Raw genomic sequence first — 24,320 nt, 5'->3', positions numbered from 1 at the left:
TAGAGTTTTTTTTACTTAGAATTATATAAAAGGGTCAAGAAGTTTCTAATAAATTTTTGTCAACATCGGCGCAGATTCTCCAGGTATTTGTTTAAGTATTTTCATCGTTCTACTAATAAAGATATTTGTCGTTATAAAATGATTTGATTAGGGTTGGAGCCCATTTCGTTAGGAGTTAGCTGAATGAAGAAGACAATGGTCATTGATACGAGTGTGTTTATTTATGATCCTGAAGCCCTATCATCGTTTGAGAATACACGCATCATTATTCCATTTACTGTAATTGAAGAGCTGGAGGCTTTTGCTAAAGATCGTGATGAATCGGCAAAAAATGCTTCGCGAGCTTTGAGCAATATCCGTTTACTACTTGAAAGGTCAGGTAATCATGCCGAAGGCATTTCTTTACCCAATGGCAGTGAATTGCGTATAGAAGTATCTTCTATTGCGAATTTAGCTAATGATGAAAAACGTAGAAAACTTCTCACGTTAGAACTTCTTCAAGTGATCGCACAACGAGAACCTATGGTTTTTGTTACGAAAAGTCTGGGACGTAGAGTGCGAGCCGAGGCCCTTGGAATAGAAGCTAGAGATTATGAAAATAAGAGATTTTCTTTTAGATCTCTGTATCGTGGTTATCGTGAGTTAACTGTATCCCCATCGGATGTAGAGAACTTTTATACACATGGGTACTTAGATGTGCCTTTGGATATCGCTCCAGCGCCTAATGAATATTTTTTCATTTCTGGAGGAGAAAATTATTTTGCCCTTGGTCGTTATCATGAAACTGAGGGAAGGATTGTTTCTTTGAGAGCTCTTCCAGATAAAATTTGGGGAATAAAACCTTTAAATAATGAACAAAAATGTGCGTTGGATCTTCTTTTAAGAGACGATATAAAGTTAGTTACCCTTATGGGACAAGCTGGGTCTGGGAAAACCGTATTGGCTTTAGCTGCAGCTATGTATCAGGTATTTGATAAGGGAAATTATAATAAGTTATTGGTAAGTCGTCCTATTATCCCTATGGGTAAGGATATTGGATTTCTTCCAGGTCTTAAGGAAGAAAAGCTTCTTCATTGGATGCAGCCCATCTACGATAATATGGAATTTCTTTTTAGTATTGGTGGGATGGGGGATTTTTCCGAAGTTTTACAGTCTTTAATTGAGGCTAAAAAATTAGAAATGGAAGCGCTCACCTATATTCGTGGACGGTCTTTGCCAAAGGTGTTTATGATTATCGATGAAGCACAAAATCTTACTCCTCATGAGATTAAAACAATCATTTCTCGTGCAGGTAAGGGCACAAAAATTGTTTTAACTGGGGACCCTACGCAAATTGATAGTTTGTACTTTGATGAGAATTCCAATGGTCTTACTTACTTAGTCGGTAAGTTCCATCACTTATCTTTATACGGCCATATGTTTCTCACGCGTACGGAGCGCTCTAAACTTGCTGCTGCGGCTGCAACTATTTTATAGTTGCATAGGTCCTAAAAAATCTTGGAGCTCCTCCTGAGCAGATTTTGGAGGAGAGAGTGGCCGGTTTACGAAATTCATAACTGCGCGTGCCGGAGATATGCACCCACAGACTTTATTGAAGTAGCGAATAACTACGCGTATAACCTGAAGAATGGCTTGAAAGATAGCTACAAAGCCTTTAATTCCCAAAATTTCTAACCAAGCATTTTTGCGGATCTTGGGCACAGCTTCATTAATATCCACACAAGGTCCAATGGAGCATATTGTACTGTGACCTTTTGTTGGAATGAGCAAAACATTTTCAATATTTGCAATCCCTAATAAAGCACGCACTCCAGTAAAAGTACTGAAAATTGGCACGTAGCTAAGGAATAATTCAAAACAGGAGCGGTATAGAGGGTTTTGAAGTACGTATTGTTTGTTGGAGCCAAAATAATGATCTAATTCGCCAGTAGGAGTATGACAATGATTGATGATTAAGACAGTGTGTTCTGAAATTTTCATGCTTTGTTCAAGTTTCAGCAGGCGTTTGACTTATTTGAGAACTATAATGAAAAAGTAAGTTTCCGAATAGATACTGATTAAAGTTACTGTGCAGTTCAAAGGATGATGTATTTCTTTAGATAAAAAAGAATGCGTGCTTGGAGGCCAGGCCTTTCTATAACTAGAAAAGTATGGAGGTGGAGAGACTCGAACTCTCGTCCTTAGTGAATTCCCTGCTAACTTCTACATGCTTAGTCCCTAGTGGTACTACATTGCATTTCCTCAGCTAAGAACATCTATGGAAACCAACGACTCTCAATAATCTCGAATCAACCCCCCTGAGAATTAGAGGAGGTAGATTCCAACCAGATAGATGACGGTACTTCACAAACCTCTGGTAGAGTCCATGAGGACCGGGTTATCTAGAGGTTATCTAAATAACAACTTTTGCTAATTAAGCAGCTAATCTTTGCTCAGAGAGTTCAGAGAAACTGATAATTTCGCATTCAGCCTTAGGTTCGGCATTTATTGTTTTGTCGGCTTTTTAGGAGGCCAGCCAACGCCCTCCGCATGCGATTAACACTTCATTCCCAAGTCGAAACCTATACACCCCCGGAGTATATTGTAAGCTTTCCTGTGCTTTTGTACAACTCAAGTATCTCCCTATTTTAAATGTTGTCAAGAGAAGGAAAATTTTTCTCAAACTCTAGGGCAAGGTGGACGAAAACCTGAAAAATCTTTATTTTTAGAGTGATTTTATATCAAAACACACTCAACGGATACAATATGCATACGGAAGGGGAAGGCAGTAGGGAAAGTCTTGCTAATAGAGAAGAAAGAATATTAAATTTTTGGAAAACTCAAGAAATTTTTCAAAAATCATTAAAAAATAGAGAGGGGAGAACCCTATATTCTTTTTATGACGGCCCGCCATTTGCTACAGGTTTACCTCATTATGGCCATCTTCTTGCTGGAACAATTAAAGACGTTGTTGGGCGTTTTGCTACTATGGATGGATACTATGTTCCTAGAAGATTCGGCTGGGATTGTCATGGTGTTCCTGTAGAGTATGAAGTAGAAAAATCTTTAAATCTTACCACTCCAGGGGCCATAGAGGATTTTGGTGTTGCTAGGTTTAACGAAGAGTGCAGAAAAATTGTTTTTCGTTACGTTGATGAATGGGAGCATTATATAAATCGTGTAGGCCGCTGGGTAGATTTTTCTGCTACGTGGAAAACGATGGATGCCTCATTTATGGAAAGCGTCTGGTGGGTATTCCGTTCTCTTTATGATCAGGGGTTAGTTTACGAAGGTGTTAAGGTGGTTCCCTTCTCTACGAAGTTGGGCACACCTCTATCAAATTTTGAAGCAGGTCAAAACTACAAGGAAGTTGATGACCCTTCTGTAGTGATTAAGTTTGCTTTACACGGGGATTCTGCGTCTTTATTGGTATGGACCACAACACCGTGGACGTTAGTGTCGAATATGGCAGTTGCTGTGAACCCTGAAATCACTTACGTACGTGTTGCTGATAAAGTTTCCGGTGAGCAATGGATTTTAGGGCAAGGATGTCTATCGCGGTGGTTTTCCGACCCCGATACATATGAAGTTATAGAAAGTTTCCCAGGAACAACATTGATTGGGAAAAGCTATGAGCCACCCTTTAACTTTTTTGAGCAGAAACGTGCGGAAGGCGCTTATAAAATTCTTCCTGGCTCGTTTGTAGAGGAGAGCGAGGGTACGGGAGTGGTCCATATGGCTCCTGCGTTCGGTGAGGCAGATTTCTTTGTCTGCAAAGAGCACCGTGTTCCCATGGTCTGTCCTGTAGATAATCACGGCTGTTTTACTGAAGAGATACCTGAATATCAAGGGCAATACATTAAGAGTTGTGATAAGGGAATTATCAAGTCTTTAAAAACTCAAGGCAAGGTGTTTTATCACGGTACGATAATGCACCGGTATCCTTTCTGCTGGAGAACAGATACACCATTGATTTATAAAACGGTGAATTCTTGGTTCGTTTCCGTTGAGAAGATCAAAGATAAAATGTTGCAAGCGAACAAAAAAATCCATTGGGTGCCAGAACACATTAAAGAAGGACGTTTTGGTAAGTGGTTGGAAGGAGCTAGAGATTGGGCCATTAGTAGAAATCGTTATTGGGGAACACCAATTCCTGTTTGGAAAAGTAAGGATGGAGAAATCTTAGTTATAGGCTCTGTAGAAGAGCTTGAGAAGCTCACTGGAGAGAAGGTTTCCGATCTACATTGTCATTTTGTTGACCAATTAAAAGTTGAAAAAGATGGGAAGTCATTCCATCGCGTACCTTACGTATTTGACTGCTGGTTTGATTCAGGAGCTATGCCTTATGCTCAGAATCATTATCCTTTTGAAAATCAAGAAGCTACTGAATCTGGATTTCCTGCAGATTTTATTGCCGAAGGTTTAGATCAGACGCGAGGATGGTTCTATACTTTAACTGTTATTTCAGCAGCTTTATTCGATCAGCCTGCGTTTAAGAATGCGATAGTTAATGGTATTGTTTTAGCTGAAGACGGCAATAAGATGTCGAAGAGGTTAAATAACTATCCGAGCCCTATGAGCATAATGAATACTTATGGCGCCGATGCTTTGCGGTTGTATTTATTGGATAGCGTTGTTGTTAAAGCAGAAGATTTACGTTTTTCTGATAAAGGTGTTGAATCTGTCCTCAAGCAAGTTCTATTACCTTTAACAAATGTATTATCATTTTTCAAAACCTATACGGATTTATACGGTTTTGATGCTAACAATTACGATAAAGAAGAGATTAGTTACAGTGAAATTGATAAATGGATTCTCTCTAATCTTTATACTGTTGTTGGTAAGGTTCGTGAAAGTATGAGCTCTTACAATTTGAATACCGCTGTGAATCCTTTTGTTACTTTTATTGATGATCTAACAAATTGGTATATTCGTCGTTGTCGTCGACGTTTTTGGGAATCTGCAGATACCCCAGATAGAAGAGCAGCTTTTGCAACACTCTATGAGGTGCTGACTGTTTTCTGTAGAGTGATCGCTCCTTTCATTCCTTTCATCTCAGAAGATATATACCAGCAGATAAAAACAGAAAACTCTTTGGAGTCAGTACATCTTTGTGATTTCCCACACGTTGACCTTGCTAAGGTATTTCCAGATTTAGAACAGCGTATGGGTGATGCTAGAGAGATTGTCGGGTTAGGGCATTCCTTAAGGAAAGAGCATAAGTTAAAAGTACGTCAACCTTTGGCGAATTTCTATGTAGTAGGTCCTAAAGATCGTTTGGATGAGTTAGCTTCTTTTGAGCAGCTTATTGCAGAAGAGCTGAATGTCAAAAATATTGTATTTTATAAGGAAGCACCAAGTTTTGTAAAAACAACGGTGAAACCTAACTTTCGGTCTCTAGGTAGAAGAGTTGGAGAGAAGATCAAGGATATACAAAAAGCTTTGGCTTCTCTTTCTCAAGAACAAATACAACTGTTGTTAAAACAGGAATATATCTCTCTTAATTTAGGTTCTGAAGAGCTTATTTTAAATATGGATGATGTATTGATTTCCTGGGAAACCGATCCAGGTTATGTTGCTCGTAGTTCTTCGTTGTTTACTGTTGTTCTTGATTGTCAATTGACTGAAGAGCTTATTGTTGAGGCGATTTCTCGAGAATTGGTGAATAAAATCAATACTATGCGTCGTAATCAGAAACTTCATGTTTCTGATCGTATTGTCTTGCGAATACAAACATCAGAAGATGTGAGAAAAGCGTTTGTACACTATGTAGATTATATTTGTGAGGAGACTTTAACTACTCAATGGGAATTTGTCGATATTCTCGAAGGAGAAGAATGGGACATTAACGGTCATCCTACAGTTATCGCAATCGAAGTAGCTGCTAGACCACATTAAGCTCTAACATTCTTTCTACATAGAGAAAAGAAGACCCTCCGTTAGGAGAGTCTTCTTTTTTATTTTTTCTTATTATTCTTGGGGAACAGACGATGGTGTCGTTGATAGCGCATGTACCCAAATATACAAATAAAGAATCCTAAAGCCAGACTATTAACTAGATATCCCGGAAGTGTAGTTGGTGCGGGAACATTTTTTAAACGTCCAAAATGTCCCAAAGGCCAGAAAATCCATAAAGGTGACCCTAAGAGGTTTTCTAAAGGCACAAAGCCAAACTCTCTGCTATCAGCACTCATAGGGTAATTATCTCCTAAAACCAAAACGTGGTTCTCAGGAATTTGTATTCCGAAATTGTGAATAAACTCTGCGAATTGTTCTGGATCTTGAGGAGGAGGACCTCTGTCAATAAAGCCTATATAAGGACGATCTTCTGAAGATTCTTCCTGTTTTGTTTTTTCAGATTCTACAAACTTTTGCAAAGCGGGATCATTTTTAATGAAAATAGGAGAGTCCATAATATAAAGATTCCCCTGGTTATAAAATGCATAACGGTTAGGCAAAGGATTGTATTTAGGATTTTTCGGGATGAAGAAAGAACTAAAATTAACACCACAGTTAAATAAATCAATTACTTGGTTATCATTTAACTGCATTAAAGGATGCGTAGGTTTAAGTTTATAACGCATGCCTCCGAAACCTATTTTGTAAGCTTCTCCCTTGGAATACTCATAACAACCATCATCTACTCCGGGAAAAGGAAGACCGTAGAGTTTAGCGGATCCCTCTGGATCTGTTGCAAATGGTTGGTATTTATAAGCAACACCATCAGAAATCACAAATCGTGATGTGGTTAGATTATTCCTAATCAGGTGAATATGTTCCTGGCGTAAGGGAAGTAGCGTTTTCATCGGTTGTATTGTAGGAACAATCTGATTGTGATAATGCTGAAGATTTGGCGTGGGATAGGAAACGTTTGGAGTATGAGATATCTCTAAATATGCCTGCGTTGTTGCATTAGGTAACGTATGACATAAGCTCGCTTGTTTATGTGTCAGAATGCGCACCATAGCATAGTTGCCCATACCAAACAGATCAGCATAACTCACCGGAGAAGCGTGGTGCTGTTTTAATGCATTTGGGGTGTCATTGTGCCAAACACCTTTATGGAAAAATTGGCCGTAAGGACCTTCTTGAGGCAAGGAAAGTTTCCCACACGGTTGGTGCATTTGTTTAAAATAAGCGGTAGTTTTGTTGCTATTTACGATCTCTACTGACCCATCAAAAGATATGTAAGGAACGTGATAGAGATGCTCTAAACCAAAATCATTGGGGAAATGAATAACCGAACCTTCTTTATCTAAGCCGTAAATTTTACCCCCGTAAAAATACAGGGTGTCGCCTGGTTTCCCCATACAGCGCTTAATATAACGTTTCTTCCCTGGAATGAATCCAAAATACTTGGTATCGGAGTTGGAAATGGGAAGATCACCAACAGTAAAGACTACAAGACCTCCACGAGTAACAGCTTCAGGACGAAATCCCCAAGGTTTTTTCTTAAACGGGAAATGTAAGCCGAAAGTGGTTTTAGAAACAATCATCCGGTCTTGTTCTAAAATAGTTGGACGCATGGATCCTGTGGGAACTTCATAAAGTTCAAACCAAAATTGGCGAATAAGAAAAGCTGCTAAGGCAGCAAAAAGAATGGCTTTAGTCAGTTCCCATGATTTTTTTGCAAAAGAAGCGGGATAGCGCTTGCTGAATTGCTGAGCTTGCCGTGCGAGTTGACTAGCTGCTTCCTGATCTTGTTGAAAAATGGCTTCTTCAAGTTGTTCTAATAACTTATGTAGCTCTTGTTTAGAGTCGGGATCTTGAGCAAGTTTTTTACTTTTGAGTAATTTATATGTTGAGTGAAGTATCTGACGACTTTTATTTAAAGAAAACCGATCTTTCATGAAGATGCCTAGTGAAACCCTTAATTACTTTCTGAGTTTGAATTTCTCCATAACCATATATGGAGGTTCGAAAAGGGAATTTCCCTAATCGGAATTGTGGCCATACTTAGCGCACCTAGAGTAGACGAAAGTCATACACATTTAATTCTAGTATTAAAATTAAAATGCGCACGTCTAACAAAAACCATGATAGCCATTTTACTCTATTAGATTTTTCAATCAAAAATATTTTCTAGATAAGTTTAAGAATTTCTCGATTTTCAAAGTTGAATCTATAGAAGGCATCCAGACAGGGTTTTGGAAAGGATTTTATATCTTGGGAATGCTGTAGGAATATGGAGATATAGCATTATGACCCACATCAATAGTTCGTAAGACAACCGGACCCTTGGGAGTTTCTATACTTGTCCATAGAGGGAAAACAGAGATCTCACAGGCTGTAAAATACATAAGCACGTTTTTCTCTGATAAAATAGAAGAATCTTTGGGCCAATGTGCATGCCAAGCTTGCACAGGCATTTTAACTGCAGAATTTCCTTCTAGAGTAATTCTAGGGGACCATGGGTCGTTATTTTTCCCCTGTGTCTTTGTTAGATGCGCAGGAGCTTCGTTTAAAGAAAGTTGTACAAGCGTGGAAAACAGAGGAAGATCATCTGTGTGAATCTGCTGCAGTTGTTGCGTTTTTAGATTTAAAGAGAAGATACGCAAGTCTTGATTTGACAGAGAAATTACAAAAACTCTTCTGGGTGAGTGTAGACTACTAATTAAAGTTTTCCATGGGGTATTTTTCAATAGGGTACGGTCTTGTTGTGACAAATGTGGAAACTCTGTCATTTCTATCCACACAGTCTCTTCTGCTATGGATTTTACAAATAAAAAAAACTTTTGTCCCCCCTTGCTAAAGACTGCGTAATCTCCAGCTTGAGCACGAAACAAATTTTTTTTTAGAGAATGGGAAGACTGAGAAAAAGCGGAAAAAGGACAAAGGAAAATAACTAGAATGAAAAGTCTTTGGAATAGAGGAAATAAACGTGTTTTTTCTTGCTTTTTCATAAAGTATTACTGTACTCTTTTCCCTTAGTATTTCATGATGTTGTTACCCACATACCATAAGATGGTGATTTTGGAGTTGTCAATATGAAAAAGAACACCCATCCCAACTATCAACAAGTTTTATTTGTAGACTCTTCTACAGGATATAAATTTGTTTGCGGATCTACATATCAAAGCGATAAAACGGAAGTGTTTGAAGGACAAGAGTACCCTGTATGTTACGTGAGCGTCTCTTCAGCTTCACATCCTTTCTTCACAGGAAGTAAGAGATTAGTAGACGCTGAGGGTCGAGTAGACAAATTCTTAAAGCGTTACAGTAATGTAAAGCCCGCACAACCCTCCCAGGCTGCTGTTGAAGAAGCACCTGTAGTTAAAGCTAAGAAAAAAGCCCCTGTAAAGAAAAAGAAGTAATTTCTTCTTTTCATCTTCAATGTTTTTGTAAACACGTTGTCATTTCCCCTGTGATTAGGGTGTATTGAAACGTGTTTTGTCATTTAATGCCCTAGTTGGGAACGCTCATAGTTATTCAACAAATAGAGTAATTAGTAACCTTTTTTTGTTTGCAGTGACGCATATTGACAAAATATGATAAAACTATGACCCAAGTACCAATTTATAAAGTAATCAAAAGCTTTATTTACAGTGGGTTTGATCCGACGATATAGCGACTCCATAATAGAATGTTTTCATTAAGGGATGGCCTACTTACATCAGGTAGATAATTTAAGAAATTAACTTAAGAACTCCTGGCATGCTTAGCTGGAATCATGCCAAGAACTCTTGATTGAGAAGTGATACATGCAAAAAAAGATTCTAGAGTATTTGAAACGTCTCGAGGAAGTGGAAGCTAAAATCTCTAATCCAGAGATTTTTGATAACCCCAAAGAGTATAGCCTCTTAAGTAAAGAGCACGCACGGCTTTCTGAGTTAAAAAATACCTATGATAGGGTTGTGGCTCAGGAAAAAATTCTGAGTGATGATAAACAAGCTTTAGCTCAGGAGAAAGATCCTGAGATGATAGCTATGCTAGAAGAGGGAATTCAATCGGGAAAAGCTGAGGTTGATAAACTCTATAAAATTTTAGAGAATTTATTGGTCCCCCCCGATCCAGATGACGATTTGAATGTCATTATGGAATTACGTGCAGGTACAGGAGGAGACGAAGCCGCTCTATTTGTAGGGGACTGCGTAAGAATGTATCACCTATATGCGTCTGCTAAAGGATGGAAGTATGAAGTACTTTCCGCTTCCGAATCAGATATCGGTGGATATAAAGAATACGTGATGGGTATTTCAGGAACTGGAGTTAAGCGCTTACTTCAGTATGAAGCGGGAACTCACCGTGTTCAAAGGGTCCCTGAAACTGAAACTCAAGGTCGTGTGCATACTTCTGCAATTACTGTTGCTGTATTGCCAGAACCTGCGGAAAATGATGAAGAAGTTTTTATCGATGAAAAAGATTTAAAAATCGATACCTTTAGAGCTTCGGGAGCTGGAGGACAGCACGTCAATGTTACGGATTCTGCAGTGAGAATCACCCACCTGCCCACAGGCGTTGTTGTTACTTGCCAGGATGAACGCAGTCAGCATAAGAATAAAGCTAAGGCTATGCGTATTTTGAAGGCACGTATACGTGATGCAGAAATGCAGCGCCGTCATAAAGAAGCTTCGGCTATGCGGTCGGCTCAAGTGGGTAGCGGAGATCGATCAGAAAGAATTCGTACTTATAATTTCTCACAAAATCGCGTGACAGATCATAGAATAGGACTGACTCTTTATAGCTTAGATAAAGTTATGGAAGGCGATTTGGATACGATTACCTCAGCTTTGGTTAGCCATGCTTATCACCAGCTTTTGCAAAATGGAAACAAAGAAAATTCTTAAAGAAGCTGCTGCTTATTTAGAATATTGTGGCGTACTTTTCTCAGATAGAGAAGCCGTTGATATTTTGATGGATTTGCTTGGAATAACTTCAAGAGCTCAAATATTATCCGTACGTTTGAATTCCGATACTCTAAACATGTATTGGATGCGTATTCAGAAAAGAGCAGAACGTGTTCCAACAGCATATATTCATGGTAGTGTACGTTTTTTAGAATTAGATCTAGAAGTAGATTCTCGGGTGCTGATCCCTAGAATGGAAACAGAGTTGCTCGCTGAAAAAATTATACAATATTTAACACAGCATTCTCATATCCAAACATTTTATGATGTGTGTTGTGGTAGTGGGTGTTTGGGATTATCTATAAAAAAGTATTGTCCAAATGTTAAAGTAGTTCTTTCAGACATTTGTCCAAAAGCCGTAGCTGTAGCTAAAATCAATGCTTCTAAAAATAATCTAAAAGTCGACGTTCTTGAAGGGGACTTATTTGCCCCCTTTTCTTGTCCAGCTGATGCTTTTGTCTGTAATCCTCCTTACCTTTCTTTTGATGAAATTATGCGCACAGATCCAGAAGTTCGTTGTCATGAGCCCTGGAAAGCTTTGGTGGGAGGCAGTTCGGGATTGGAATTCTATGAAAGAATAGCTCGGGATTTAGACGCTGTTTTACATCCCGGGGGTGTAGGTTGGCTGGAAATTGGTTATCGTCAAGGAGAGGCAGTAAAAAGAATTTTTGCAAATCACGGTGTGTGTGGTTCTATACACCAAGATCTCTCAGCATGCGATAGGATTTTTTTTCTTGAAAATCATGCAAGTGATGCTGTATCCTCATGAGATTATTCTTGATTTTTGCTCAGTAGATGATCAGTTCTTTATCGCAAAAACTATCCTCAATTTTTTCTTCGCTGGTTGCCTCACGTAGAATTACTGAAGAAAATATCTCTGAAGCGATCCGGGAAGTCCGATTGGCGTTGTTGGACGCCGATGTGAATTATCATGTGGTTAAAAGTTTTATTGCCAAGGTAAAGGAAAAAGTTCTCGGAGAAGAAGTCTGGAAACATGTTTCGCCCGGACAACAATTCATACGGTATTTACACGAAGAATTGACAGAACTACTCGGTGATAAAACTGATTTAAATACTTCTGGGAATCCTGGGGTAATTTTACTTTGTGGCTTACAAGGAACAGGAAAAACTACGACCTGCGCTAAGCTTGCAGCTTATGTTTTAGAGGAACGTAAAGCAAAGAAAGTGCTTGTCGTTCCCTGCGACTTGAAACGCTTTGCAGCAGTAGAGCAATTGAGAAACTTAATTTCAAAAACTAAAGCTGAGCTTTACAATAGCGAAGGACAAGATCCTGTAAAAGTGGTTTCTCAGGCTCTAGATTACGCTAAACAGGAAGGGCATGATCTTGTTTTGATTGATACAGCAGGTCGTTTGCATGTTGATGAAGTGTTAATGGAAGAATTAGCCTCCATACAAAAAGTATCTCATGCATGTGAAAGGCTTTTTGTTATGAATTTAGCGATGGGACAGGACGCTGTTTCTACAGCAAAAGCCTTTGATAATTATTTAGACTTGACTGGAGTGATTATCTCCATGACAGACGGTGATGCTCGCGCCGGCGCCGTATTATCTATGAAAAGTTTATTGGGGAAACCAATAAAATTTGAGGGATGCGGTGAGAGAATACAAGATCTTCGACCTTTTAATGCGGAATCGATGGCGGATCGCATTTTAGGTATGGGAGATACCGTGCATTTTGTACAAAAAATGCGTGAATGTATTTCTGAAGAAGAAGACGAAGAACTCGGGAAGAAGCTAATAGAATCGACCTTTACTTATGAAGATTATTATAAGCAGATTAAGGCGTTTCGACGCATGGGTCCACTTAGAAAACTCATGGGAATGATGCCAAGTTTTGGTGGCGCTAAACCTAGCGATAAAGAGATAGCGGATTCCGAAGAGCATATGAAAAAAACAGAAGCGATCATTCTTTCTATGACTCCTCAAGAGAGAAAAGAAGAAGTCGATTTAGATATGAGTCGCATGAAAAGAATAGCATCGGGTTGTGGATTGACTTTAGGTGATGTAAATCAATTCCGGAAGCGTATGATGCAATCTAAAAAGTTTTTTAAAAATATGAGTAAAGAGAGAATAGAACAAATGAAAAAGAAAATGTCTGGAGGAAACCTGTGGCGTTAAAAATTCGTTTACGACAACAAGGACGAAGAAATCACGTAGTCTATAGACTAGTACTTGCTGACGTTGAGTCTCCTCGTGATGGTAGATATATCGAATTATTGGGTTGGTACGATCCTCACAGTACAGTGAATTATCAATTGAAAAGCGAGCGAATCTTTCACTGGCTAAATCAGGGAGCCGAACTTACAGAGAAGGCTGCTGTTTTGATTAAGCAAGGAGCTCCTGGAGTTTACTGTGAATTAATGGCTAAGAAAATGGCTCGTAAAGCTGCTGTATGCCAAAAACGCCGTGCTTATCGTCAGCGTCGTTCTTTAAAAAGAGCTGAAGCAAAACAAAGTGTCGTTAAATAATTTTTTGGTCTCGGGATGAAGATTGATATACTTTCTTTATTCCCAGAGTATTTTGATAGTCCTTTGCGCTCGAGTATTTTAGGGAGGGCTATTAAGAGAGGGCTGTTAGAAATTCAATCCAGGGATATACGAGAGTTTGGATTGGGTAAGTGGAAGCAGGTAGATGATGCTCCTTTTCATAATGATGGGATGCTTCTTATGGCTGAGCCTGTAGTAAAGGCAATAAGGCATGTGAAAAGAAGTGATTCTAAGGTGGTGTATCTTTCTCCTCAAGGAAAGCTTTTAACAGCAGAAAAGAGCCGTGAATTAGCAAAATGCTCCCATTTGATATTCTTATGCGGGCATTACGAAGGTGTTGACGAAAGAGCCTTAGAAAGTGAAGTCGATGAAGAGATAAGTATAGGGGATTACGTTTTAACTAACGGAGGCATCGCGGCTTTAGTTGTAATTGATGCTTTATCTCGCTTTATTCCCGGAGTGTTAGGGAATCAAGGGAGTGCGGATGCGGACTCTATGGAAAACGGGTTGTTAGAGGGGCCTCAATATACACGTCCTCGAATATTCGAAGGGCGCGAGGTTCCTGAAGTGCTTCTTCATGGGGATCACCAAGCGATTTCCAAGTGGAGAAAGCAAATAAGTTTAGATAGAACCAGAGAAAGACGTCCTGATCTCTATATCCGTTATCTTTATGATCGGGACAACGAGGAAGTAACTCAGCAGGAGTCTGATCTCCAACAGTCTGTGCTAGAAGGGGAAAGTGCGGTAATTTTAGAGGTTGAAGACCTCAATCGGTCGCGCAAATTTTATTCTAAGATGTTTAGATTAAATCAACCTGTCAATGATAGACTGCAGATCCCTGGGAAGACGCAAATGACAATACATTTGCAAGAGGTAGGATTAAAAAATAAAAATATAGTCCTTTTGTCGCTTCGACTAGATTGTAAAGACGACTTTTTTAGTTTTTTAGGACGATGGAAAATGCTTGGAGGCACTCTAGAACAAGCTGACGATCGTGGAGAGGTGAGATTAGTTCGTGATTTTGACGGCCATTTATGGGCTATCTCTTGCAAACAGGCAGAATAGAAATAGAGAATGTAGGTGAAGTATATGGGGAACTTAATAAAGGAATTGCAAGAAGAACAACTTCGAAAAGAAATTCTTACGGATTTTTGTGTTGGGGATACCATTCGTGTAGCTACAAAAATTGTAGATGGTGGTAAAGAACGAACACAGACATTCCAAGGTACAGTGATGGCTCGTAAGGGTGGAGGAGCTGGAGAAGTGGTTTCTTTACACCGGGTAGCCTACGGAGAAGGCATGGAAAAAAGTTTTTTACTTCATAGTCCTAAGATTGTTGGCATTGAAGTAGTGAAACGCGGTAAGGTTTCTCGTGCTCGTCTGTACTACTTGAAGGGTAAAACTGGTAAAGCTGCTAAAGTTAAAGAGTATATTGGTCCTAGATCTTCCAAGAAATAGTTATAACGACTGAATTTAGCTGATTTCTCATTTTATTTAAGATACACCGATCTATGAACACGCTAGCTATGGATGCAGAACAGCTGTTTCTATCTAAAACTATCTTCGAAGAAGAAGTTTTCCGTGAAGGTTTTTCTCTCATAGCTGGGATAGATGAGGTCGGTAGAGGCCCTCTAGCTGGGCCTGTGGTTGCAGCAGCTTGTATTCTTCCTCGAGGCAAGGTGTTTGCCGGAGTGAACGATAGCAAAAAGCTCACACCTAAAGAAAGAGGCAAAATTCGCGATATTCTTGTGAATGATCCTGAGGTATATTATGGACTTGGAGTTGTCTCTGTAGAAAGAATAGACGAGATTAACATCCTTGAAGCAACCAAGGAAGCTATGGCAGTAGCTATAGCTAATCTACCTATTCATCCCGATTTTCTTCTAGTGGATGGTTTGCATCTACCCCATAAGATTCCGTGTAAGAAGATTATTCAAGGAGATTCCAAGTCTGCATCTATAGCTGCGGCATCGATTATAGCTAAAGAATATAGAGATGATTTAATGCGGGAGCTTCATCAGCTTTATCCTAATTATGGCTTTGATAAGCATAAGGGATACGGTACAGCCGCTCATTTAGCGGCATTGAAGGCTTTTGGCCCTTGTGATTGTCATAGAAAAAGTTTTGCTCCTGTGAGGCAGGTATTCTAATAGTTTATGAAAGATAAAGTTCGTGTTCCTTTTTCTCCCGATCATCCCCTATGCGTACCAAAATTATTTACTATTAGTGCTCCTGCTGGAGCTGGGAAAACAACGCTAGTACGTATGTTGGCTCAAGAATTTCCAGATTCTTTTCAGAAGACTTTATCACTTACAACACGAGCACCTCGTCCTGAAGAAGTTCCTGGAGTAGATTATCAGTTTGTTTCTCAAGAGGAGTTTCAACGACGCTTAGACAATGATGATTTTCTTGAGTGGGTAGCACTTTTTGGAGAGTATTACGGAACGAGTCGTTTAGGGATTGATGAAATTTGGAAATCTGGGAGACACGCGGTTGCGGTTATTGACGTGGAAGGAGCTTTGGTCTTGCGGAGTAAAATTCCCACAGTGACGATTTTTATTTCTGCGCCATCTCAGGAAGAGCTAGAAAGGCGTCTAAAACAAAGAGGATCAGAACAAGATACTCAAAGACAAGAGCGGTTGCAGCATAGTCTTATTGAACAAGCTGCGGCTAATAAATTTGAATACGTCATTATCAATGATGATTTGGAGAAATCTTACGAGGTTTTGAAAAGTATTTTTATAGCAGAAGAACATAGGAACGTATTATGACTAACAAAGATCGTTTAACCAATGAAAAGTTAAACCAGTTGTTTGACAGCCCGTTTAATTTAGTGAATTACGCGATTAAGCAGGCAAAAATTAGGATAGCAAAAGGTGATGTGCGTTCTTCTAATGCTGCTATTGAAGCTTTAGTTTTATTAGAAAAAGAAGGCGTACAAGCGGATTATATAGAAGAAGATACCGAACATGTGTCTACTCCAACTACTGAGAAAAAACGAGAAGGTGGTACTTCAGGAAGAAGAAAAGACCCTTCCGCTTATACATGGAGTGACGTGAAATAATGCCTTCACGTGTCTTAATTACCTCGGCATTACCCTATGCAAATGGACCTTTGCACTTTGGACATATAGCTGGAGCCTACTTACCCGCTGATGTCTATGCGAGATTTCGTAGATTGTTAGGGGATGATGTTCTTTATATTTGTGGTTCTGACGAGTACGGAATAGCGATCACATTGAATGCAGAACGCGCAGGTATGGGATACCAAGAGTATGTGGATATGTATCATAAGATACATAAGGATACTTTTGATAAGTTAGGGATTTCGATAGATTTCTTCTCGCGTACTACAAACCCTTTTCATAAAGATCTGGTCCAAGATTTTTATAAAGAATTGAAATCCAAAGGTCTGATCGAAAATCAAATCTCTCTTCAGTTATATTCTGAAGAAGAAAACCGTTTTCTTGCTGATCGTTACGTAGAGGGCACGTGTCCTAAATGTGGATTTGATGGAGCTCGTGGTGATGAGTGTCAAAAATGTGGCGCTGACTATGAGGCTACAGATTTAGTTAATCCGCGATCTAAATTATCAGGATCTCAACTTGTTCTTAAAGAAACTGAACATGCGTTTCTGCATTTAGAACGTATGGTGGATCCTTTATTGGCATATATCGATACGTGTTATTTACCAGAACATGTTCGTAAGTTTGTTACAGATTATATAAAGAATTTACGCCCACGCGCGATTACCAGAGATTTATCTTGGGGAATTCCCGTTCCGGATTTTCCTAACAAGGTATTTTATGTATGGTTTGATGCTCCAATTGGCTATATTAGCGGAACTATGGATTGGGCTGCATCTCTGAGTAATCCTGATGCTTGGAAAGATTTTTGGTTGGAAGAGTCTACAGAGTATGTGCAGTTTATCGGCAAGGATAATATTCCTTTCCATGCGGCAATATTTCCAGCTATGGAATTAGGTCAGAGTATCCCCTACAAGAAGATGGATGCTTTAGTGTCTTCTGAGTTCTATCTGCTTGAAGGCTACCAGTTTAGTAAGTCCGAAGGGAATTATGTAGATATCGATTCTTTTTTGGATACGTATTCTCTTGATAAACTACGTTATGTTTTAGCAGCAACAGCTCCAGAGACATCTGATAGCGAATTTACCTTTATAGATTTTAAAACTCGATGTAATTCAGAGCTTGTAGGCAAGTTCGGGAATTTTATTAATAGAGTTCTTGCATTTGCTGAGAAAAATGGGTTCAAGGAACTAGCATATTCAACAGATCTCTTAGAAGATCAAGATAGAAAGTTCTTAGATCATGCACAGAAGATCGTTCGAGATGCTCAGGAGCATTATAGTAAGTACAGCTTACGTAAGGCATGCTGTGCAATTATGGAGTTAGCAGCATTAGGAAATGTATACTTTAATGATCAGGCGCCGTGGAAGCTGCTGAAAGAAGGTTTTACCCATCGTGTAGAGGCCATACTCTTTTGTGCATGTTACTGTCAAAAGTTATTGGCATTGATTTCTTATCCCATTATTCCAGGAACAGCTTGGGAAATATGGCGTATGCTTTCTCCAAAATCTTTAAAACTGGAGAGTCTGGATAAGGATCGAGTTATGGATCTTTGGAACATAGAGTTTTTGAACTTTTCTGAAGAGGTATTTTCCTTAACAACTCCTCAGTTATTATTTACGATCGTGGACTAGTCTATTTTCATTTAATGATAATGTTTCTGATATTGGGGCTGAGTAAGTTGTTCAAGAGCTTGCAAGAGTCCCGTACAGCGGTGTTGTACCTTATCATTTCTTGTGGCTATAGCAATGGCTTTTTTCGTTCCGACTAAGACTACGAGTTGTTTTCCTCTCGTGATGGCCGTGTAGAGCAGGTTCCTGTAAAGCATCATAAAATGTGAAGTGTGTATAGGGAGGATAATACACGGACTTTCACTTCCTTGGTATTTATGCACTGAGGTAGCATAGGCTAAAACCAAATCATCCAGCTCTGAGAAGGAATAGACGACATACTTTCCTTCCATATTCACTACAACGCGTTTATTTTCAAAGTTAATCATAGAGATATACCCAATATCTCCATTAAATATTTCTTTATTGTAGTTGTTGCGGATTTGCATAACCTTATCTCCTACAGCATAGGAATGAAACCTCCCGTGGAGAGTTGCCTGCTTAGGATTTAAAGCGGATTTTAGGACTCGATTAAGATTATGAATTCCTAAGACCCCCTTTTTCATGGGCGCAAGAATTTGAATATCTTTGGGATAGATATGGTATTTCTTAGGGATGAACTGTGTCACTAGATGGACAATATGGTCTACAGCTTCTTGAGGATCTTCCTTTTGGAAAAATAAGAAATCTTTCCGGCCTGATTCAGAATATAGGACAGGAAACTCACCTTCATTGACTTTATGAGCATTGATAATGATGTTAGAGTCGTGGACCTGACGGAAAATCTTATTGAGCTTAGTCACGGTAATCTTTTTAGAATTGATAATATCTTTTAGGATATTGCCAGGGCCGATACTAGGAAGTTGGTGTACATCTCCAATGAATATAACGATCACATGATCAGGAAGAGCTTTTAAGAAATGATATAAAAGATAGGTATCCATCATTCCAGATTCATCGACAATGATGAGATCGCAATCTATAGGGTTTTCGTAGTTCTTACGAAAAGACCGTGTTTTAAAATCATATTGTAATAGTGCATGGATAGTTACCGAGTGTTTTCCAGTAATTTCTGTCATGCGTTTTGCAGCTTTTCCTGTAGGAGCTGCTAAAATGATTTTATAAGTCACTTGCTCAAATATCTTGAGTATAGCCTTAGTGATGGTACTTTTCCCTGTTCCTGGTCCTCCAGTAATAATATGAATTTTTTCTGAAAAACACGCACGAATAGCTTCTTTCTGGTTTTGCTCTAAATGTATACTTAAGTTTTCCTCAACCCATTGAATGGCTTTATCGCTATCTATAGGGCGGATTTTCCTTGAGGAAAATAAAATACGTTTTAAATCAGAAACTACTGTTTTTTCTGCTAGGTAAATATGTTTTACCCACACGTAGGGGGTGTTTTCTAACTCTTCGATATGAAGAAGATTTTTCTCTTGCATGATGTACACTTGAGAAATGATTTCTTCAATGCGTATGAGTTTTTCTGGAATATCTTGATTGAGTAGTTTCTCTACTAACTGCGCCAGACTTTGTAAGGGGTAGCAAGTATGACCGTCTTCTTGGAGTTCTTCTAGGGAATATTGTATTCCGGCACATAATCGGCTTTGTGAGTTTAAAGGCACGCCAAGACGTGTTGCTATAAGATCAGCAGTTTTAAATCCGATGCCCTCCATTTCTCTAGCAAGAAGAAAAGGATCTTCACATATTTTTTCTATAGAGTTCTCTTTATACTTCTTATAGATTTTTACACCGTAATGAATCGCAATGTTGTACTGTTGTAGGAAGAGTAGAGTAGTCCTAAGATTTTTTTGCTCGCGGAGTTGTTCACAGAGACTATCACAGCGTGTTTGGCTAATCCCGGGGATTTCTATTAATCTTTCGGGTTGATTATCGAGGATATCTGCGGTGTCATTTCGGAATTTCTCGATGATTTTTTCTGTGATTTTTGGCCCAATGCCTTTGATAAGTTTAGAGGTAAGGTAGTTGATTATCCCGCGATTATCCCGCATTTCTTGAGAATCACAACTATAGACTTGGAAGTACTTCCCTAGGTTGGGATTTTCTGACCACTTTCCGTATACATGTAGTTGCATACCGAGCTGTAAAAAAGAATCGGGGAATTGTCCTTTGATAACGATCATGGTACCCTTATAGGGTATTCTCATACGTGCAGCAGTTTCCTTTGAATCATGATCTTCAAAAAGCACGCTTTCTAATTTTCCGGAAATTTTCTCCATAGAATTCTTAAATCTAATTTCGAGGGGTGGGTGTCCCAGGAGAATGAACTGACATATTCCCACGCTTATATTTTCTGGAATCTGGGGGTGTAACTTTTTTCAAGGTGCTTGCCTCCTGGGGAACGCTAGTTACCCTTCTCCAATATTTTTATCTATAGGAGATGCGAAAACTCTCTGGCATTTAAGCGTAACAACAAAAGACACCTATACACTAGTATTTCCAATGTGTCCATAAGAACACTTATACAGTTTCTTCTTCACCCAGAATCCAGATGGTGAAGTTTTTTGTTTTACACTTTCAAACGCGAGGTTGTGATTTAATCTTCATCAAGTTTTATTGATTAAGATAGTAAGGTGAGTTTAGCTGAAGATAAATTTTTTATTCGATGAGTATTTTTGAAGATTTGCTTTTACTTTTAGAAGCAGAAAAGACTTCTTGCTGTAAAAGATTGTTATCATAAGAAAATATATTACGCACCATGAGTATACAACTTGGTTAATCAACAAAGGGAAGAGCTTTGTTGTTTTCTGCTTCTTTTTGACTTGTTTTTTTCCCGAACAGAATCAAACAGACTAAGCTTCCTCCTAGCATAAGGAAAATCCCGATCCCTTCCTGTAGGGAGGGAAGGCTCCTTTCGTAAAGATAGGATAAAGTTAAACCAAATATGGGTTCGAAGATCAATATGGCTCCTAAAAGAGCGGGGGATAGATGCAGGCTTGCCTTATTCCATGAGAGAATGGCTCGAGATGAGGACAATATCCCCATGGCTGAACATAGAAGGATAAAGAGCAATCGTTCCGATACGGGGGTATGTGTAAGGAAATTATGAGCTACGTGTGTAATGTTCAGACAATCCAAAATGACAATCAAAGGCAGGCAGATAGCCAATGAAGATACTCCCAACATGGTGCACCATAATTCTGGGGAAATGTTAGGATTTTTTAGCAAAAAGTCATAATTGCAAATAATATAGGCAACCCAGATTCCTGTGGAGATGATGACACAGGCAAGGCCTAGGAAATACTGTGGGGGGTTTGTAGCTGTCGTAGCATGAAACTCTGAGAGGTTGGTGAGCACGACTCCTAAGAATATCACACAACTAATGGCAGAAAGTAGGGGGTAGGAAAGCTCTTTTTTCTTTATATTTGAGTGGAAGAGAACGGCTATGGGTGCTAATCCAGCGATAATAATGGTTATTGCGGCTCCTACATAACGGATAGCTAGGGCTATACCAAAATAGTACACTACATTGACAAGGAAAGCCCAGAGGAAGCTTTGCCCCCAAATATTCAAAGTGGTATTTTTAAAGATATTTTGTCGCTTCCACAGAACGGGTAACAGAGAAAAAAGCCCAAAAATGGTATAACGGGTTAAGACAATATCTAATTCTTGAAAAGATTCTAACAAATTAGGAATGACGAACACAATTCCCCAGTAAAGGCACGCCAAAAGGCTGTGGAATAGTCCTAGAGCAAAATTACGTGATTGTTTTGTTTGAGAATTATTAACAAACATAGGTGTCTTTGCAAAAATAACGTAGTTTTATAGGCAATAAAATAAATATTTTACCAGAAATAACATTTTAATGGATTAAACACTTTATAATATTTGAGTGATTCTATTCCAAGTACTAATCCTTAGTTTATTTTTTATGAGAACAAAAATACTCGTTTACTCTGATGAGGGCGTCTCCCCCTATTATTTGCGTCATCTGATGCGTTGGTTAAGAAATAGCCTCCCTACTGAGGAAAACCTAGAAATTTGTCGTGTAAATGGGAGATTTCTTCTTTATGATCCTTTATGGGAGCTCTCTGCGAGGTTATTAGTTATCCCTGGGGGTGCAGATCGTCCTTATCATAAGATCCTTCATGGTTTAGGAACAGCAAGAATTGATAATTATATTCGTGAGGGGGGCAGTTATTTAGGGATTTGTGCAGGAGCCTACTTTGCGTGTAAGAGATTGAGTTTTCGTGAGCCTGACGCCTCTCTTTATGAAGCGGATAGAGGATTGGGTTTTTTCCCCGGTAGAGCTGTAGGCCCGGCGTATAATCAAGTGTTTTCTTATACCAGTCCCGTAGGTGTTCGTGCCGCCCCCTTACTTTTCTCGAATTTTCCTATGCCTGGGTGGGCTTTATTTAATGGTGGCCCCTATTTTGAACATGCGGATACGTACCAAGAAATTTGCGTGGAAGCACGTTATGAAGATCTCCCCAACCAACCTGCCGCGATTATTTCCCGACGTTTAGAAAAAGGTTTGGTTATCCTTTCTGGATTGCATATAGAGTATCTTCCTGAGCACTGTCAAATGCCGGAGGAGAATGTGGTAAAGGCGCGCGAGCTTTTATCAGCAGATACGTCAGTTTTGCATCAGTACCGAGCCTCTCTTTTGTCACGCCTACTTCATCATTCCACATTAGCCACAGCGTGACTCAAAGTTATTCATCTGTATTGTTCTGAGATTGTCTAGGATTTGTTTCCTTACAGAGGCTGCTGAGATTATGAATTTCAGCCTGCGTTAGGTTGGCTACGATCATAAATTGTGTTTCCATGAAGCGCCCCAGATTCAGATTGAACATGGAGTTTTCTTGGCTTCCTTGAGAATGAGAAAGGAGACCAAATGGAGATGATTCTCTTGGGAATGATGTCGTGTCTTTTGTTACAAATATTTTCCAATAATCTTCTGGAGATAGAATATAGACAGAAGTCTGATTGGGATCTAAAGGTATGTCGCGTTCTCCACTTTGATTAACTAAGAAGGTTTGCACTTCATCAAAATTGGGGGTGGGAATGCTTCTTGTATTTTCAGGAGCAGTTGCGTGTGAATCTCGTGTATTCAATACCGTTTGCAGATGAGATTGAGGTTGGAAAGATCGCAATTGACCATAGGGAGATGCATACTTATCTGCTGTAGGTGTATGTATAGAAGCTTCTCTAGATCCATAAGTAAAATATGTAGAGCTCTGTTTGTGTTCTGAGGTTTGGGGAGGAGGAGTCTCTACTGATCTGGTTCGCTGAACAGCGTGTGTTTGGGGAGTTTGTGTATAACGCATTTGTTCAATGGCGCAGAGTAAAGCAAGAGTTTCCAGCAGACGGGCTCTGGGGTCAGGATAGCCGGAGTGTAATAACTGTAGTGTGATTATTTTGTTGTGAGTAACAGAGCTATTTAAAGCTACATAGTAGTTTATGAAGAAAGTTTTAAAAATTTCATAGAGAACTGAATCAGCATCTTTTGTGCTATTCGGATTGGTGCTTTCACGGGCTGTGACGAAATTAGGAACAATAGGAAGTACATAAGTTAAATCTTGCAGCTGTGTTCTTATGACGCGATTGTTGTGAATTTCTTCGGGTAAATCGGTTTGACAAACTTGATGTATGTAACAGCGTTGTGGTTGTTGGGCAATGAAAGCCTCTGATTCAAGTTCCTCAAAATCATATTCCGCAAGGACAAGACGAAATCCTATATAATCTTTAGAGAGGACAACATATTCGTTTTGCTTGTCGACAACTTTCCATGAAGAGAGGGCGCTTTGTAGTAAAAATAGAGGATTCTTTAAGAAAACACGCCGCCACTCATCTTTATCTGTAATGAACTCATTAGCTTTAACATGTGTGATGTATTCTATAGTCTCTAAATCTGATTCTCTAGACAGCCTTTGTTGTAATTCATCAAATACTGCGTTTGCGAGTTGAGGAGCTGTAGAGATTTCGGGTAACTGGGTAGCCTGGGGTTGTGACTCATCGTTTGTCAGTTTTAGAGTGGATGTTTTCTTACCATGAATGTGAAAAACAATTTGCACGAAGCATAGGATAGCAAGGACAGCGGAGACTAATGCTGTTACGATTACAAGGATTTGCGGAGAACAAGTTAAGCTTAGGGAGGTAACTGCCGCCGTAGCAAAAATTGCAGTTATGCTGACAAGAATACCCAAGGCGGAGGAAGAGATAGGAAGCCTACCAGAAAGAAGACAACTTCCTTGAGCCTCATTTTCAGAAATCCTTTCTTGGGGAATACTAAAGCCCACAGACCTTACTTCCTCTCTATGTCATGCGA

Annotated in this window: 20 protein-coding genes and 1 other RNA gene; 14 read left to right on the top strand and 7 right to left on the bottom strand. The window is 39.2% G+C overall.

The window, feature by feature from the left end; genetic code table 11:
• The first annotated feature begins 183 nt into the window (after positions 1-183).
• A complete protein-coding gene (locus G5O_RS08460; RefSeq protein WP_006343332.1) occupies positions 184-1,476 on the top strand; it encodes a PhoH family protein in 1,293 nt (430 codons plus the stop codon).
• Here G5O_RS08460 and G5O_RS08455 read toward each other — a convergent pair.
• Positions 1,471-1,980: a hypothetical protein gene (locus G5O_RS08455; protein WP_006343331.1), complete on the bottom strand. Its 510-nt coding sequence runs from the start codon at positions 1,978-1,980 to the stop codon at positions 1,471-1,473. The genes G5O_RS08460 and G5O_RS08455 overlap by 6 nt on opposite strands.
• A 168-nt stretch (positions 1,981-2,148) precedes the next feature.
• Positions 2,149-2,573, bottom strand: a transfer-messenger RNA (tmRNA) gene (gene ssrA, locus G5O_RS10355).
• A 172-nt stretch (positions 2,574-2,745) separates the two neighbouring features.
• On the opposite strand from ssrA, the gene ileS reads away from it, so the two are divergent.
• The gene (gene ileS / locus G5O_RS08450) at positions 2,746-5,877 is read left to right on the top strand and encodes an isoleucine--tRNA ligase (RefSeq protein WP_006343330.1); all 3,132 of its coding nucleotides are present in this window, start codon (positions 2,746-2,748) and stop codon (positions 5,875-5,877) included.
• A gap of 59 nt (positions 5,878-5,936) precedes the next feature.
• Here ileS and lepB read toward each other — a convergent pair whose 3' ends face one another.
• Together lepB and G5O_RS08440 are read right to left on the bottom strand one after the other, a co-directional pair.
• Entirely contained in the window at positions 5,937-7,829 is a 1,893-nt protein-coding gene (gene lepB / locus G5O_RS08445; RefSeq protein ID WP_006343329.1) for a signal peptidase I, read from the bottom strand.
• Positions 7,830-8,138: 309 nt separating this feature from the next.
• Positions 8,139-8,882 carry a hypothetical protein gene (locus G5O_RS08440; protein WP_006343328.1) on the bottom strand — a complete coding sequence of 248 codons (744 nt, stop codon included), beginning with the start codon at positions 8,880-8,882 and terminating at the stop codon, positions 8,139-8,141.
• A gap of 84 nt (positions 8,883-8,966) precedes the next feature.
• On the opposite strand from G5O_RS08440, the gene G5O_RS08435 reads away from it, so the two are divergent.
• The 11 genes from G5O_RS08435 to metG all read left to right on the top strand — a co-directional run bounded on the left by G5O_RS08435 (position 8,967) and on the right by metG (position 18,052).
• A complete protein-coding gene (locus G5O_RS08435; protein ID WP_006343327.1) occupies positions 8,967-9,293 on the top strand; it encodes a type B 50S ribosomal protein L31 in 327 nt (108 codons plus the stop codon).
• A gap of 387 nt (positions 9,294-9,680) precedes the next feature.
• Complete coding sequence (prfA, locus tag G5O_RS08430; protein WP_006343326.1) at positions 9,681-10,766, top strand: peptide chain release factor 1; 1,086 nt, start codon at positions 9,681-9,683, stop codon at positions 10,764-10,766.
• Complete coding sequence (prmC, locus tag G5O_RS08425; protein ID WP_006343325.1) at positions 10,744-11,595, top strand: peptide chain release factor N(5)-glutamine methyltransferase; 852 nt, start codon at positions 10,744-10,746, stop codon at positions 11,593-11,595. The genes prfA and prmC overlap by 23 nt, the downstream gene beginning before the upstream one ends.
• Positions 11,596-11,621: 26 nt before the next feature.
• On the top strand, positions 11,622-12,965 hold the full coding sequence (gene ffh, locus G5O_RS08420; RefSeq protein ID WP_006343324.1) for a signal recognition particle protein: 1,344 nt from the start codon (positions 11,622-11,624) through the stop codon (positions 12,963-12,965).
• Positions 12,956-13,315 (top strand): 30S ribosomal protein S16, encoded by a 360-nt coding sequence (locus tag G5O_RS08415; RefSeq protein WP_006343323.1) that lies wholly within the window; start codon positions 12,956-12,958, stop codon positions 13,313-13,315. The genes ffh and G5O_RS08415 overlap by 10 nt, the downstream gene beginning before the upstream one ends.
• 15 nt (positions 13,316-13,330) lie before the next feature.
• A complete protein-coding gene (trmD, locus tag G5O_RS08410) occupies positions 13,331-14,398 on the top strand; it encodes a tRNA (guanosine(37)-N1)-methyltransferase TrmD (RefSeq protein ID WP_006343322.1) in 1,068 nt (355 codons plus the stop codon).
• A gap of 24 nt (positions 14,399-14,422) precedes the next feature.
• The gene (gene rplS, locus G5O_RS08405; protein WP_006343321.1) at positions 14,423-14,791 is read left to right on the top strand and encodes a 50S ribosomal protein L19; all 369 of its coding nucleotides are present in this window, start codon (positions 14,423-14,425) and stop codon (positions 14,789-14,791) included.
• 53 nt (positions 14,792-14,844) lie between these two features.
• Positions 14,845-15,483, top strand: coding sequence for a ribonuclease HII (locus G5O_RS08400; RefSeq protein ID WP_006343320.1), 639 nt, complete (start codon positions 14,845-14,847; stop codon positions 15,481-15,483).
• 6 nt (positions 15,484-15,489) lie between these two features.
• Entirely contained in the window at positions 15,490-16,104 is a 615-nt protein-coding gene (gene gmk / locus G5O_RS08395) for a guanylate kinase (RefSeq protein ID WP_006343319.1), read from the top strand.
• Complete coding sequence (locus G5O_RS08390; RefSeq protein ID WP_006343318.1) at positions 16,101-16,397, top strand: hypothetical protein; 297 nt, start codon at positions 16,101-16,103, stop codon at positions 16,395-16,397. Before gmk ends, G5O_RS08390 begins: the two co-directional genes overlap by 4 nt.
• On the top strand, positions 16,397-18,052 hold the full coding sequence (gene metG / locus G5O_RS08385; protein ID WP_013747383.1) for a methionine--tRNA ligase: 1,656 nt from the start codon (positions 16,397-16,399) through the stop codon (positions 18,050-18,052). Before G5O_RS08390 ends, metG begins: the two co-directional genes overlap by 1 nt.
• Before the next feature lie 11 nt (positions 18,053-18,063).
• Here the strand turns inward: metG and recD2 are convergent, their stop codons facing one another.
• Positions 18,064-20,268 (bottom strand): SF1B family DNA helicase RecD2, encoded by a 2,205-nt coding sequence (recD2, locus tag G5O_RS08380; RefSeq protein WP_006343316.1) that lies wholly within the window; start codon positions 20,266-20,268, stop codon positions 18,064-18,066.
• Between the two features lie 496 nt (positions 20,269-20,764).
• Positions 20,765-21,784 (bottom strand): DMT family transporter, encoded by a 1,020-nt coding sequence (locus G5O_RS08375; protein ID WP_013747382.1) that lies wholly within the window; start codon positions 21,782-21,784, stop codon positions 20,765-20,767.
• A 136-nt stretch (positions 21,785-21,920) separates the two neighbouring features.
• On the opposite strand from G5O_RS08375, the gene G5O_RS08370 reads away from it, so the two are divergent.
• Positions 21,921-22,697 carry a BPL-N domain-containing protein gene (locus G5O_RS08370; protein WP_006343314.1) on the top strand — a complete coding sequence of 259 codons (777 nt, stop codon included), beginning with the start codon at positions 21,921-21,923 and terminating at the stop codon, positions 22,695-22,697.
• A 7-nt stretch (positions 22,698-22,704) separates the two neighbouring features.
• On the opposite strand, the gene G5O_RS08365 is transcribed toward G5O_RS08370, so the two are convergent.
• The gene (locus G5O_RS08365) at positions 22,705-24,291 is read right to left on the bottom strand and encodes a hypothetical protein (protein ID WP_013747381.1); all 1,587 of its coding nucleotides are present in this window, start codon (positions 24,289-24,291) and stop codon (positions 22,705-22,707) included.
• Between the last annotated feature and the right edge of the window lie 29 nt (positions 24,292-24,320).

The organism is Chlamydia psittaci 6BC (assembly GCF_000204255.1).
Lineage (GTDB): Bacteria > Chlamydiota > Chlamydiia > Chlamydiales > Chlamydiaceae > Chlamydia > Chlamydia psittaci.
This window is presented reverse-complemented; position numbering and strand designations above follow the sequence as displayed.

Bases quoted from the DNA above. Each gene is read 5' to 3' on its own strand.
- G5O_RS08460 (WP_006343332.1), top strand. From the start codon at position 184: ATGAAGAAGACAATGGTCATTGATACGAGTGTGTTTATTTATGATCCT.
- G5O_RS08455 (WP_006343331.1), bottom strand. From the start codon at position 1,980: ATGAAAATTTCAGAACACACTGTCTTAATCATCAATCATTGTCATACT.
- ileS (WP_006343330.1), top strand. From the start codon at position 2,746: ATGCATACGGAAGGGGAAGGCAGTAGGGAAAGTCTTGCTAATAGAGAA.
- lepB (WP_006343329.1), bottom strand. From the start codon at position 7,829: ATGAAAGATCGGTTTTCTTTAAATAAAAGTCGTCAGATACTTCACTCA.
- G5O_RS08440 (WP_006343328.1), bottom strand. From the start codon at position 8,882: ATGAAAAAGCAAGAAAAAACACGTTTATTTCCTCTATTCCAAAGACTT.
- G5O_RS08435 (WP_006343327.1), top strand. From the start codon at position 8,967: ATGAAAAAGAACACCCATCCCAACTATCAACAAGTTTTATTTGTAGAC.
- prfA (WP_006343326.1), top strand. From the start codon at position 9,681: ATGCAAAAAAAGATTCTAGAGTATTTGAAACGTCTCGAGGAAGTGGAA.
- prmC (WP_006343325.1), top strand. From the start codon at position 10,744: ATGGAAACAAAGAAAATTCTTAAAGAAGCTGCTGCTTATTTAGAATAT.
- ffh (WP_006343324.1), top strand. From the start codon at position 11,622: ATGATCAGTTCTTTATCGCAAAAACTATCCTCAATTTTTTCTTCGCTG.
- trmD (WP_006343322.1), top strand. From the start codon at position 13,331: ATGAAGATTGATATACTTTCTTTATTCCCAGAGTATTTTGATAGTCCT.
- rplS (WP_006343321.1), top strand. From the start codon at position 14,423: ATGGGGAACTTAATAAAGGAATTGCAAGAAGAACAACTTCGAAAAGAA.
- G5O_RS08400 (WP_006343320.1), top strand. From the start codon at position 14,845: ATGAACACGCTAGCTATGGATGCAGAACAGCTGTTTCTATCTAAAACT.
- gmk (WP_006343319.1), top strand. From the start codon at position 15,490: ATGAAAGATAAAGTTCGTGTTCCTTTTTCTCCCGATCATCCCCTATGC.
- G5O_RS08390 (WP_006343318.1), top strand. From the start codon at position 16,101: ATGACTAACAAAGATCGTTTAACCAATGAAAAGTTAAACCAGTTGTTT.
- metG (WP_013747383.1), top strand. From the start codon at position 16,397: ATGCCTTCACGTGTCTTAATTACCTCGGCATTACCCTATGCAAATGGA.
- recD2 (WP_006343316.1), bottom strand. From the start codon at position 20,268: ATGGAGAAAATTTCCGGAAAATTAGAAAGCGTGCTTTTTGAAGATCAT.
- G5O_RS08375 (WP_013747382.1), bottom strand. From the start codon at position 21,784: ATGTTTGTTAATAATTCTCAAACAAAACAATCACGTAATTTTGCTCTA.
- G5O_RS08370 (WP_006343314.1), top strand. From the start codon at position 21,921: ATGAGAACAAAAATACTCGTTTACTCTGATGAGGGCGTCTCCCCCTAT.